Genomic DNA, 12,587 nt, shown 5'->3' with positions numbered 1-12,587 from the left:
AAGACGTGAGCAGGCTCCAGGTCGTCAGCGGCAAGGGCGGGACCGGAAAGACCACGGTCGCCGCCGCGCTCGCGCTCGCCCTCGCCACCGAGGGGAAGCGGACGCTTCTCGTCGAGGTCGAGGGCAGGCAGGGCATCGCGCAGCTCTTCGAAACAGAGGCGCTGCCTTATGAGGAGCGGAAGATCGCCGTCGCTCCTGGGGGCGGGGAGGTGTATGCCCTCGCCATCGACCCCGAACTGGCCCTTCTGGACTACCTCCAGATGTTCTACAAGATGGGCGGTGCCGGCCGGGCCCTGAAGAAGCTCGGCGCCATCGACTTCGCCACCACCATCGCGCCGGGCCTCAGAGACGTCCTGCTGACCGGCAAGGCGTGCGAGGCCGTGCGGCGGAAGGACAAGAGCGGGCGGTTCGCCTACGACTACGTCGTGATGGACGCGCCTCCCACGGGCCGCATCACCCGCTTCCTGAACGTCAACGACGAGGTGGCCGGCCTCGCCAAGATCGGCCCGATACACAATCAGGCCCAAGCCGTGATGCGGGTGCTGAAGTCGGCGGAGACGGCCGTGCACCTGGTGACGCTGCTGGAGGAGATGCCCGTCCAGGAGACGGCGGACGGCATCGCCGAGCTGCGGGCGGCACGGCTGCCGGTGGGGCGGATCATCGTGAACATGGTGCGGCCGGAGGTGTTGGACGCGGCCGATCTGGAACTCGTACGGAGCGTTCCGCGCGCCGCCGTCGCCAAGGCGCTGTCCTCGGCCGGGCTGGGCGGGGCACGGCGCGGCGGGAACGCCGAGCGGCTGGTCGGTCCGCTGCTGACGCAGGCCGACGAGTACGCGGAGCGGCACGCGCTGGAGCACGAGCAGCGGGCGGTCCTGCAGGAGTTGGGGCTGCCGGTGCACGAGCTGCCCCACCTCGCCGAGGGCATGGACCTGGCGGGCCTGTACGAACTCGCGGGCGAGCTGCGGGAACAGGGCCTGTCATGAGGTCGTTCACAGATCGGGAGCCGTTCGCGGTACGTCGGGATCCGTTCGCGGTGGCCCGGAAGCCGTCCGCCGTACGTCGGAAGCAGGGGATGTCATGAGTCGTCCGGAACCGGCACACGCGCATGACGCCGCCCGCCATCCCGCGCACCTCTCCCCCACCCGCGTGCTCGATCTCGACCCCCTGCTCGACGATCCGCGGACCCGGATCGTCGTCTGCTGCGGCTCGGGCGGCGTGGGCAAGACGACCACCGCGGCCGCCCTGGGCCTGCGGGCCGCCGAGCGCGGGCGCAAGGTCGTGGTGCTGACCATCGACCCGGCGCGTCGGCTCGCCCAGTCGATGGGCATCGACTCGCTGGACAACACCCCACGCCGGGTGAAGGGCGTCGAGGGCGACGGCGAGCTGCACGCCATGATGCTCGACATGAAGCGCACCTTCGACGAGATCGTCGAGGCGCACGCCGACCCCCAGCGGGCCGCGGCCATCCTGGGCAACCCCTTCTACCAGTCGCTCTCGGCGGGCTTCGCGGGCACGCAGGAGTACATGGCGATGGAGAAGCTGGGGCAGCTGCGGGCGAGGGACGAATGGGACCTGATCGTCGTGGACACCCCGCCGTCCCGCTCCGCGCTGGATTTCCTGGACGCGCCCAAGCGGCTCGGCTCGTTCCTGGACGGCAAGCTGATCCGCGTCCTGCTGGCGCCGGCGAAGGTGGGCGGGCGCGCCGGTATGAAGTTCCTGAACGTCGGCATGTCGATGATGACGGGCGCGCTGGGCAAGCTGCTCGGCGGTCAGTTGCTGAAGGACGTCCAGACCTTCGTGGCGGCGATGGACTCGATGTTCGGCGGGTTCCGCACGCGCGCGGACGCCACGTACAAGCTGCTGCAGGCGCCCGGGACGGCGTTCCTGGTGGTGGCGGCGCCGGAGCGGGACGCGTTGCGCGAGGCCGCGTACTTCGTGGAGCGACTGGCCGCCGAGGACATGCCGCTCGCCGGGCTGGTGCTCAACCGCGTCCACGGCAGCGGCGCCGACCGGTTGTCGGCCGAGCGGGCGCTCGCCGCCGCGGAAAATCTTGAAGAGCCCCGCATTGTGGATCAGGAGGGCGGGAAAGCTGGACTTCGTAACTCCCCCGACACGTACGACAGTTCAGAATCAGCAGCTTCCGAGGCACCGGCTCCTGACGAAGGCTCCCCCGCCGTCACGGACATGGAGCACACCGCGGCCACGGACGGACCCCGACCCGTCGCCCCGCATCTGGAGCGGTCCGTCGACCAGCTCACCGCAGGCCTGCTGAGGCTGCACGCCGAGCGAATGCAGCTGCTCTCCCGCGAGCAGCGCACACGTGACCGCTTCACCGCACTCCACCCCGAGGTGGCGGTGGCCGAAGTGGCCGCGCTGCCCGGCGACGTGCACGACCTCGCGGGGCTACGGGACATCGGAAACCGGCTCGCGGCCCACCGACCGGAGCTGCCCGATCCCACGGCCGGCGCCTGAGAGAGGGCCGTGGGGCCCGTGCGAACCCGCTGAGCCGTCTGACCCGCTGAGCCCCTCTGACCCGCCTGGCCCGTCTTCTCTTCCGCGAACCTCCGGGTCCGTCTACCGAAACCCGGGGCCCACGCCTACGAGCGCTCGTGACCAGCGTGACTGAGGGAGTCCTTCTGGGCCTGCCTCCGCGGAAGGCCCGTTGGATCCCGCCCGAGGGGAGACCTCGTGGCCCCCTCAGCTCACCGCCGCGTAGTTCTCGTACACCTGGTCGTCGTCCAGGGGCACCAGGCCGACCCCTCGCTCGTACTCCGTACGCGCGGTCTCCAACAGCCGGCGCCACGAGGTGACGGTCGGCCGCCTGCGCAGCAGCGCGCGGCGCTCCCGCTCCGTCATGCCTCCCCACACGCCGAACTCGACGCGATTGTCCAGCGCGTCCGCCAGGCACTCCGTGCGCACCGGGCATCCGGTGCACACCGCCTTGGCCCTGTTCTGCGCTGCTCCCTGAACGAACAGTTCATCCGGATCGGTAGTGCGGCAGGCCGCCTGCGCACTCCAGTCGACTACCCAGCCCATACCGGCGCCGTCCTCTCCCGAATCGAGGCTCCCCCACGGCGGCAGCGGCATATTCACCGCCGCCAGTTGAGGACGTTACGGAAGGTGGGCACAGCGCAACACCCCCTTCGGGCCCAATCTTGAATGGCCCGAACGGACTATGCGTAAGCGGCAGATCACCCGGGGGAGTGAGCTGGCGACATGCGTGACTTTCCCGGCAAACCGGGACAGTTATGTTGCGTCACAACGGACGCCGGATGACACACAAGGCGGATTCGGACACGCGCTCACCAAAAAAGTGAGCAACCTCCGAAACGATTCGGGGTCGTCGGACGTATTGATACGTGGCCGCACTGCTGTGACAGTTGAGAGCAGCTTAGGCCAAGGCATTGACGTGTGTCCGGCAAATGAGAACCCAGGTGCCCGACTTTGCCGTGCCACGGAAGCGGGCTCCGTTCCCACGCGGAGGCGGCTGAGGTCCGCTGCCCACCGAGGACCGCGAGGTACGTCACAGTCCGCCTCGTCCCCATCCGCGCGGATGCGGTACTCCGCCGCACGTCACGATCTCGCTCCGAACCACCCGACAGGCAACCGCTCTCCCGGAACGCTCATGCGTACGGATTAGGCTGCACCCATGCCAAAGAAGCGTTCGGGCGGTGGTCTGTCGACGACGCAGCAGGCCGCGAAGTTCCTCGGTGTCAGTGTGCTCGCGGGAGCAGTGATGGCAGGCATCGCGCTGCCCGCGGCCGGCGCGCTGGGGCTTGCGGCCAAGGGGTCGGTCGAGGGCTTCGACGAGATCCCGGCCAACCTCAAGCGCCCGCCGCTGAGCCAGCGCACCACGATCCTGGACGCCGAGGGCGGCCAGATCGCCACGGTCTACTCGCGTGACCGCACGGTGGTCGACCTCAAGGACATCTCGCCGTACATGCAGAAGGCGATCGTCGCGATCGAGGACGCCCGCTTCTACCAGCACGGCGCGATCGACCTGAAGGGCGTGCTGCGCGCCCTCAACCGCAACGCCCAGAGCGGTGGCGTCGCCGAGGGCGCGTCCACGCTGACCCAGCAGTACGTGAAGAACGTCTTCGTGGAGGAGGCCGGCGACGACCAGGAGAAGGTCGCGCAGGCCACCCAGCAGACCCTCGGCCGAAAGATCAGGGAGCTGAAGTACGCGATCCAGGTCGAGGAGGAGCTCGGCAAGAAGAAGATCCTCGAGAACTACCTGAACATCACGTTCTTCGGCCAGCAGGCGTACGGCGTCGAGGCCGCGTCCCAGCGCTACTTCTCCAAGTCCGCCAAGAAACTCAAGGTCCAGGAAGCGGCCCTGCTCGCCGGCATCGTCCAGTCGCCGAGCCGCTACGACCCGGTCAACGACGAGGCCGAGGCCACCAAGCGGCGCAACATCGTCCTCCAGCGCATGGCCGACCTCGGCGACATCTCCCAGGCGGAGGCCGACAAGGCCAAGCGGACGCCGCTGGGCCTGAAGGTCAGCAAGCCCAAGAACGGCTGCATCACCGCGGTCAAGGGCGGCGGCTTCTTCTGTGATTACGTACGCCAGGTGTTCCTGAAGGACCCGGTCTTCGGTAAGACCAAGGAGGACCGGGCCAAGATCTGGAACCAGGGCGGTCTGACGGTCCGGACCACGATGGACCCACAGGCGCAGAAGTCGGTGCAGCGGTCCGTCAAGAAGCACGTCTACCAGAAGGACGAGGTCGCCACCGCCGCCACCATCGTGGAGCCCGGCACCGGCAAGATCCTGGCGATGGGCCAGTCCCGGCCGTACGGCATCGACGTCAAGAAGAACGAGACCTCGATCAACCTCTCCGTCGACCAGAACATGAACGGCGGCGCGGGCTACCAGCCGGGTTCGACGTTCAAGCCGATCGTGGCCGCGGCGGCCCTGGAGGACGGCATGCCGCCGACCCAGGTGTACCCCTCGCCGTACAAGATGGACTACCCGAGCCCGGTCTCCGCCTGTGACGGCAGGACCTGGAACGAGAAGGGCGTCCCGGTCGAGAACGAGAACACGTCCGAGGTCGGCCCGTACGACATGAAGGACGCCACCGCGAAGTCGGTCAACACCTACTTCGTGGAGATGATCTCGGACATCGGTATCTGCCCGGTGACGACGATGGCGAAGAAGATGGGCGTCGAGCGTGCCGACGGCGGCGACCTCGCCCAGGCACCGTCCATCGCCCTCGGCACCATGGAGATGTCTCCGCTGACGATGGCGGCCGGGTACGCGTCGTTCGCCTCGCGGGGCATGTACTGCACGCCGATCGCCATCGAGTCGATCACCCAGAAGGCGGGCGGGAAGACCAAGTCCCTGGAGGTCCCGAAGTCCACCTGCCGTCGCGCGATGTCCGAGACCACCGCCGACACCATCAACACGCTTCTCCAAGGCGTGGTCGAGGACGGTACGGGTACCGAGGCGGGCCTCGGCGCGAGCCGTCCCAGCGCGGGCAAGACCGGTACGACGGACGAGCGTTACGCCGCCTGGTTCGTGGGCTACACGCCGAACATGGCCGGGGCGGTCTGGGTCGGCGACCCCAAGCACGAGCGCAAGATGCAGTCCATCAGCATCGGCGGTGTCTGGCACAGCAAGGTGTTCGGCGGCAAGGTCCCCGGCCCGATCTGGCGGGACATGATGGAGGGCGCCCTCGCGGGCAAGGAGGCACCGAACTTCAACATCGTCCACATCCCCGACGGCGACAAGGACCGGGACCGCGACGAGGACGACGACGAGGACAACGGCAACGGTGACGGCAACGGGAACGGGAACGGCAACAACGGCGGCCTCCTCGGAGGCCTGACCGACGGCGGCACGGACGGCGGCGCCTTCCCGACGCCCTCGTTCTCCATCCCGGAGGGCTGGTGGCGGGGCCAGACGAGCGGCAACGGCAACGGGGGACGTGACTGACGGGCGTGGCTGACGGACGTGACTGACGGACGTGGCTGACGGACGGGTCGGCGGGCGGGTCGGGCCGCCTCAGGCGGCCTGAGGCCGCCCGAGGCAACCAGGTCGTCGAAGTGCCCGCCCCCTCCGAACGCCCCCAACCCCTCGATGAGAACACCCTCATGACGAGGGCCGCGGTGCGTAGGTTCCTACGCACCGGCGCCCGTCACGAGGGTGTTTCCGTCCCGGTCCCGCCCGAGCGGGGACTCAGCCGGCGAGCAGCTTCTTCACGACGGCGGCGACACGACCGCCCTCCGCCTGCCCCGCCACCTTCGGGTTCACGATCTTCATGACCGCACCCATGGCCCGCGGACCCTCGGCGCCGGCCGCCTTGGCCTCCTCGACGGCCTGGGCGACGATCCGGTTCAACTCGTCGTCGCTGAGCTGCTTCGGCAGGTACTCGGCGAGCACCTCGCCCTCCGCCTTCTCCCGCTCGGCCTGCTCGGCACGACCACCCTGCGCGAAGGCCTCGGCGGCCTCACGGCGCTTCTTCGCCTCACGGGTGATCACCTTCTGCACCTCGTCGTCGGAGAGCTCGCGCTTCTCCTTGCCCGCGACCTCCTCCTTGGTGATCGCGGCGAGCGTCAGCCGGAGCGTCGAGGAGCGGAGCTCGTCGCGCTCCTTGATCGCGGCGTTGAGGTCTTCCTGCAGCTTCGACTTGAGCGTGGTCATGGGGTTGATTGTCGCAGGTGTGAGGGGTCGTACGCCCGTTGATTTCAAGGGGGCGTAACGGGCGGGCGGGTGGGAGGCGGGAGAGCAGGGGGCGCAGTGCGCAGGGGGCAGGCCCGTGCCGTCGCGGACGACGGGCTCGGCCGGGCGCCCGGAACGGGGCGCTCCAGCGGTCTGACACGATGGACGTATGCGCGCGCGATACGGAGTACCCCTGGGAATCACGGCGGTTGGTGCCGCCGGTCTGATCTACTCGGCGGGATTCGAGGCCCGTTCCTTCCGCCTGCGGCGGGTGACGGTTCCCGTCCTTCCCGCGGGGATGCGCCCGCTGCGTGTGCTGCAGGTCTCCGACATCCACATGGTCGGCGGTCAGCGCAAGAAGCAGCGCTGGCTGCGCTCCCTGGCCGGCCTGCGCCCGGACTTCGTGATCAACACCGGCGACAACCTGTCCGACCCGGAGGGCGTACCGGAGGTCCTGGACGCGCTGGGCCCGCTGATGGAGTTCCCGGGCGCGTACGTCTTCGGCTCGAACGACTACTACGGGCCCAAGCCCCGCAACCCCGCCCGCTACCTGCTGGAGAAGGTCCAGGGCCGCCACGGCCTGAACGGCAACCCGCCCGTGGTCGGGGCGATCCACAATCCCTGGGAGGACCTGCGCGACGGCTTCGACGCCGCGGGCTGGCTCAACCTGACGAACACGCGCGGGACGCTGAAGGTCGAAGGCGTGTCGGTGGAGCTGACCGGCCTGGACGACCCGCACATCAAGAAGGACCGCTACGAGCAGGTGGCCGGCGGCCCGTCCGGCGCCGCCGACTTCGCCATGGGTGTCGTCCACGCGCCGTATCTGCGCGTCCTGGACTCCTTCACGGCGGACGACTACCCGCTGATCCTGGCCGGCCACACCCACGGCGGCCAGGTCTGCATCCCCTTCTACGGCGCCCTGGTCACCAACTGCGACCTGGACACGGACCGCGTGAAGGGCCTGTCCACGCACACGTCGCGGGGCCGTACGGCGTACCTGCATGTCTCGGCGGGCTGCGGCGCGAACCGCTACACCCCGTTCCGGTTCGCCTGTCCGCCGGAGGCGACGTTGTTGACGTTGGTGGGGCGGGAGTAGGGGTCGTCCTCGGAGGGGTCGAGGGGCCTGAGGGGGCGATCGGCGGGCGCTGGGCGGGGGACGCCGAGCCCGCGGGCGGCGGGCGGTGGACGCCGGGGGCGGGGGCGAGCGGCGGACGCCGGATGACGAGCGGCGGACGCCGGGGGCGGAGGCGGGGGCGAGCGGCGGGCACCGGACGGCGAGCGGCGGACGCCAGGGGCCGGGGGCGAGCGGCGGACGGCAAGCCGCGGACGCCGTGCGGTTAACCCGCACGGACTACCCGTATCGCCCCTTTTGCCCACCCTGCTTAGCGTGAGGGTATGACCGCCCCGATACCCAGGGACATCCCGGATCTCCCCGCGATACCGGGCATACCCGTGCTGATGCCCTCCCACGTCCCGGCCACCGCGGTGCGGGCCCCCGTGCGTCGCCCCGCGGCCGCCGCCTACCGCTTGCTGGTCGCGCTGGCCGCGGCCGGAGCGGTAGCGGTCGAGCTGGCCCTCGGCAGCCCCATGCGCACCCTGAGCCACTTCGCGATCCAGAGCAACATCCTGCTGGCCCTCGTCTTCGTCCCGTCGGCCCGCCGCGCCTGGACCGCGCGGCGCCCCCTCCCCTCAGCCCTGACGGGCGCCACGCTGCTCTACGCAGTGGTCACGGGCATCGTCTACCACCTGCTCCTGGCGAAAGGCGCCGGGCCCTTCGCGCTCCCGGGCGTCCTCACGAGCGAGGCGACCCCGCCGACGGGCTGGCACGCGATCACCACCCAGGTCCTGCACACGGTGACACCTCTCGCGGCCCTGCTGGACTGGCTGCTCCTGACAGCCCCCGGCCAACTACGTCTGCGCCGGGCGGCGACCTGGATGCTGTATCCCCTCGCCTACCTGGCGTTCACCTTCATCCGAGGCGAGCTCCTGCTCCCCGGCACGCCGGCCCACTACCTCTACCCCTTCCTCGACGTGGACCGGCACGGCTACAAGAGCGTCCTGGGCAACGCCCTCCTCATCGGCCTGGCCATCTACGCCCTGGCCCTCGCCCTCGTGACCCTGGACCACGTCCGCCCCAACCCGATCCGCCACCGCCTCCGCCGCCGCGCGAAAACCGGATTTCGTCTCCAGCCACCGGTGGGCTAAAGTAAACGTCGTCGCCGCGACAAGCAGTGACATCGGGGTGTAGCGCAGCTTGGCAGCGCGCTTCGTTCGGGACGAAGAGGTCGTGGGTTCAAATCCCGCCACCCCGACAGAGAAATACCAGGTCAGGGGCCTGATCCACCAAGTGGATCAGGCCCCTGACGGGTTTCTGGAGATCGTTTGGGAGAAATCTGGGAGCAGATCTTGGTCGGGGTCTCCCAGGGGGTGACTGGTGAGGCCGTCTGGAGTGCGGCGGCTGAGGGCACTCGGACCTGCCCGTACGCGAATCCAGCCCCGCAGTCGGCCAAGAACACCATGCCGCCCCGCCTCAACCGCCATGAGAACCACGACACATGGCAAGCCGCCACTCAGCGCGTCCCCACGACCACGCCCGAGCACTCGCCGAGCGGGTCCGTGCGCTGCGGGAGGCCCGTGGGTGGACGCGGGAGCGGCTCGCCAAAGAAGCTGGCATCGCCGTTGGAACGCTGGCCCGGCTGGAGAGGGAAGGAGCGACGAGCCGCGCACGCAGCGCCAGGGTCGCGCGAGCGACACCGCCACCTCCTCAGCGCCATCCACCGCGTCCCCGGCGCCCACGACCCAACCGGCCACCAGCGCGGTGAACGACTCCAGCCGTCGGCGCTGACCCGCAAAGCGGGCGGAGCAAGGCACCGCAGCACGAAGCGGGGCCCCCAACAGGGAGGCCCCGCTTTATAGGGTTGCTCACCGACTACACATCGCCCTTCGCCCAAAACCGTCGTCGGATCCAGAGGCCATTCATCAACGCCAGACACTGAACGGCACAGGTACTCATGGAAGACAGAGTTCTCGTCTACACCCGAACACCGCTCGACGAGTACACGGACTCGCTGAGCAACAGCATCCACCTCGCGTTGAGCGAAGACGGAGCACCGTTTGAGCCTCTCAACCAGAACTACGGGATCTTGTTTCCCGAAGCCACGGTGAGCGAGCACAACACGATCCTGGAGAAGGGCGCCAAGAACCCCTTCCTGTTCCGCACGAGAGAAGGCGGGTTCGGGCTGGTCGCCGTCCGTGTCGCAGCCCGGGGAGCACAGGACGAGGAAAGCCGTGGCTGTGTCCTGGTGTGGACGTCGACCGATCTGACGGAGTTCCGATCCCGAGGGCTCCTTCGATTACACAACTCCCTGCATGTCGATGCCGTCGCGTGTCAGTACGACGAGGCGGTCGGCGCGTACGAGTTTCTGTGGCGAGACGCCGACGGAAACGTGTACGTGAACCAGGTTGTCGACCTCGCAGGAGGAGGATCAAAGGGGCCTCGGCCGGCATCCCGGTTCCCGAAGGTTGCGGACCCCTGCAACCTGACGGACATCAACCCGGGGAACGTGCTCGCGGTGGAACCGTCAATCACGCAAGCCGTTCGGGACCGGTGGACGCCCCTGGCGCATACGGAAACCCGCGTCCCCAAGACTGTCGTCGCGTCCTCCCTGTCGGAACTGGCCGCGGTGAAGGTGACAGCCGTCTACTCCGACGGCTCCACAGCCGACAAGTCTGTCGCCTGGGACACCAGTGCAGTGGACTTCTCGGCGCCGGGAACCTACCGAGTCTCCGGCACGGTGCAGACTCCCGTTCACCCCTTCCCATTGGCGCGTGGGTACGCGGACCCGGTGGTTCTGCCCTGGGATGGGAAGTACTACTTCATCGCGACCAACGACAACGTGGACGCGATCGGCCTCTACGTCCGAGAGTCCGAGACGATCAACGGCTTGTTCGGCGACGGGGTTCGCGAGCAGGTGATCCTCGACGTGGACGAGAGCAAGGGCTTCGTGCAGACTTTCTGGGCCCCTGAGTTCCACCAGATCGGCAACGACCTCTATATCTTGTTCGCTGTCAGCGGCACCGAGTGGGGGCCACAGTGCCACATGATGCGACTCAAGAAGGGTCACGACATCATGCAGGCCGACAGCTGGGAGACCCCGGTACGGGTCCGGAAGGCCGACGGCTCCTACTTGGCCGAGAGTGGCAGCATCACGCTGGACATGACCTACTTCAAAGCTGACGAGAGGTGCTTCCTCGTCTGGTCGTTCCGGGCAGGTCTGGGCTCGCCGATGGACTCGGGCAGCATGGTCTACATCGCGGAGACGACCGAGGCTGATCCCACTCGTCTCATCAGCGAACCGGTGTTGCTGACGCGCCCGCTGTACGGCTGGGAGAACGTGCAGGGGACGATCAACAACGAAGGCCCGTACCCGTTCCTGACCGACGACACCGTGTACATCACGTACTCCGGTGGAGCGGCCAGAGGCTACACCTACTCCATCGGGATGCTGAGTGTTCCCCGAGGCGGTGACTACCTGGATGCCTCCGCATGGTCCAAGGCGATCACGCCGGTCCTGAACTACCAGTCGGTGGAAGGGCTCTATGGTGCCGGGCACAACTCCCTCTTCACCGACTACGACGGCAACACCTGGATCTGCTACCACGCGGTCGCCTCGCCCGTGGGTCACGACGTGGTCTCGTCCGCGATGCACCGAGTCCACTTCGGCAGGGACGGAGTTCCCGTCTTCAACCTCAGCCCGGCCCGCGACCTGCGAGAGGAACTGACCGACGTTCGCCTCGAAGTGGTGGTGCCCTGATGCGGAGGACAGGCCCTACCTCGGGCTGACGGCATCGGCGAACGGCCTGGGCGACCCCCGGACCTGGTAGGAGGTCCGGGTGCCGTCGTCACACGACGGCGGTGAGGTGGAAGACCAGGGCCTGCTGCACAGGCAGCAGGGTGAGGAGCTGGAGACCCACCTCGGCGAGCAACCGGCCTGAGAGCACGAGTGGTGCGGTGGCGCTCAGCCAGCTCGGAGCGCCCACTCGGTCCGTGGTGGGCCGACGTCGTTACGCACCTGCACCGTGTAGCGGCGGTCGGGGTCGAGCCCAGGCAGCCGCAACCGGTCAGCGTGGATCTCCGAGGCCGAGCCCGCGGCCGTGCCGCCGCCGTAGATCTCCAGGCAACTGCTGGAGGCCGCGTTGACCAGGGCGCTGTAGATGGGCGAGGCCGGGACACGACTCAGGGTCATGCCGTCGCCGTATCCCGTGGCGGTGTTGGGGGGCGGGTTCCTGGGTGCGCGCCCAACTCGCCGGCGAGTCGCGCGGCTTTGGCGGGACCTTGGCGGTGACGGTCACTGTGTGCCCGCCCACCGGGGCCCGTGTGGCGATACCCCAGGCCATGTTCCGGGCGCCGATGATGGTGATCTGCACAGGTGCGGCGGTATGTGCGGCCGGGTACGACCGGTGGCACGCGCACCGTCTGGGTTACACGGTCAAGACCCTGACCCGTGCGTGCATGGCTTCCATCGGACAGCCGGTGAAGCTGTTATCAATGCCCGTGCAGCGTGGGAGGTGCAGCGGTTGCCGGCGCACACGGATGAGCCGATGGCGACCATCGCCTGCCGTCCGAGTTTTCCCGACCCCACCAGGTTCGGGAAGTTCTTCACCCGTCTCATCGGCACCTGCCCCGGCACCTTCCGCCACATCCACCAGGACCAGTAGCGGTTCAGCGAAAGCCAGGTGGCGGGCGCGATCGATGCCATTCGATGCGCTTCGACAATGATGTCGTCAGGTGAAAGAAATGTGTCTTCGTGCGCAGAGTATTGCTGTTCAAACACTCCATCATTACTGTCCCCGGAGACGCAAGCGCTTCGACACTTCGCACCTACGTCTGGCCAGCGTGGTGCTTGAAGCAAGGGGACCGAGCACCGTT

General features: G+C 68.4%; 10 protein-coding genes and 1 tRNA gene. 8 read left to right on the top strand and 3 right to left on the bottom strand.

The features are described from left to right. Positions 1 to 5: 5 nt before the first annotated feature. Positions 6 to 983, top strand: a complete 978-nt coding sequence (locus ACFYNL_RS18605) for an ArsA family ATPase (protein WP_388804216.1) — start codon at positions 6 to 8, stop codon at positions 981 to 983. A gap of 94 nt (positions 984 to 1,077) precedes the next feature. Continuing rightward, the gene (locus tag ACFYNL_RS18600) at positions 1,078 to 2,472 is read left to right on the top strand and encodes an ArsA family ATPase (RefSeq protein WP_388804213.1); all 1,395 of its coding nucleotides are present in this window, start codon (positions 1,078 to 1,080) and stop codon (positions 2,470 to 2,472) included. Between the two features lie 225 nt (positions 2,473 to 2,697). On the opposite strand, the gene wblA is transcribed toward ACFYNL_RS18600, so the two are convergent. After that, the gene (gene wblA, locus ACFYNL_RS18595) at positions 2,698 to 3,036 is read right to left on the bottom strand and encodes a transcriptional regulator WblA (RefSeq protein ID WP_388804211.1); all 339 of its coding nucleotides are present in this window, start codon (positions 3,034 to 3,036) and stop codon (positions 2,698 to 2,700) included. Positions 3,037 to 3,649: 613 nt separating this feature from the next. Here wblA and ACFYNL_RS18590 point away from each other — a divergent pair. Further along, complete coding sequence (locus tag ACFYNL_RS18590; RefSeq protein ID WP_388804208.1) at positions 3,650 to 5,932, top strand: transglycosylase domain-containing protein; 2,283 nt, start codon at positions 3,650 to 3,652, stop codon at positions 5,930 to 5,932. Between the two features lie 243 nt (positions 5,933 to 6,175). Here ACFYNL_RS18590 and ACFYNL_RS18585 read toward each other — a convergent pair whose 3' ends face one another. Further along, complete coding sequence (locus ACFYNL_RS18585) at positions 6,176 to 6,640, bottom strand: GatB/YqeY domain-containing protein (protein WP_019754122.1); 465 nt, start codon at positions 6,638 to 6,640, stop codon at positions 6,176 to 6,178. Positions 6,641 to 6,827: 187 nt separating this feature from the next. On the opposite strand from ACFYNL_RS18585, the gene ACFYNL_RS18580 reads away from it, so the two are divergent. From ACFYNL_RS18580 to ACFYNL_RS18560, 5 genes are all read left to right on the top strand, one after another. Beyond that, positions 6,828 to 7,754 (top strand): metallophosphoesterase, encoded by a 927-nt coding sequence (locus ACFYNL_RS18580; protein ID WP_388804204.1) that lies wholly within the window; start codon positions 6,828 to 6,830, stop codon positions 7,752 to 7,754. Between the two features lie 299 nt (positions 7,755 to 8,053). Next, positions 8,054 to 8,863 (top strand): Pr6Pr family membrane protein, encoded by an 810-nt coding sequence (locus tag ACFYNL_RS18575; RefSeq protein WP_388804201.1) that lies wholly within the window; start codon positions 8,054 to 8,056, stop codon positions 8,861 to 8,863. 33 nt (positions 8,864 to 8,896) lie between these two features. Continuing rightward, positions 8,897 to 8,970, top strand: a tRNA-Pro gene (locus tag ACFYNL_RS18570). A 243-nt stretch (positions 8,971 to 9,213) separates the two neighbouring features. Next, complete coding sequence (locus tag ACFYNL_RS18565; RefSeq protein ID WP_388804198.1) at positions 9,214 to 9,480, top strand: helix-turn-helix transcriptional regulator; 267 nt, start codon at positions 9,214 to 9,216, stop codon at positions 9,478 to 9,480. Between the two features lie 189 nt (positions 9,481 to 9,669). Then, a complete protein-coding gene (locus ACFYNL_RS18560; protein WP_388804195.1) occupies positions 9,670 to 11,472 on the top strand; it encodes a family 43 glycosylhydrolase in 1,803 nt (600 codons plus the stop codon). A gap of 204 nt (positions 11,473 to 11,676) precedes the next feature. Here the strand turns inward: ACFYNL_RS18560 and ACFYNL_RS18555 are convergent, their stop codons facing one another. Beyond that, positions 11,677 to 11,904 carry a hypothetical protein gene (locus tag ACFYNL_RS18555; protein WP_388804192.1) on the bottom strand — a complete coding sequence of 76 codons (228 nt, stop codon included), beginning with the start codon at positions 11,902 to 11,904 and terminating at the stop codon, positions 11,677 to 11,679. Positions 11,905 to 12,587 lie beyond the last annotated feature (683 nt).

The organism is Streptomyces sp. NPDC007808 (assembly GCF_042868655.1).
GTDB lineage: Bacteria > Actinomycetota > Actinomycetes > Streptomycetales > Streptomycetaceae > Streptomyces.
The sequence above is the reverse complement of the archived record's forward strand: the minus strand, read 5'-3'. Positions and strand labels throughout refer to the sequence as shown.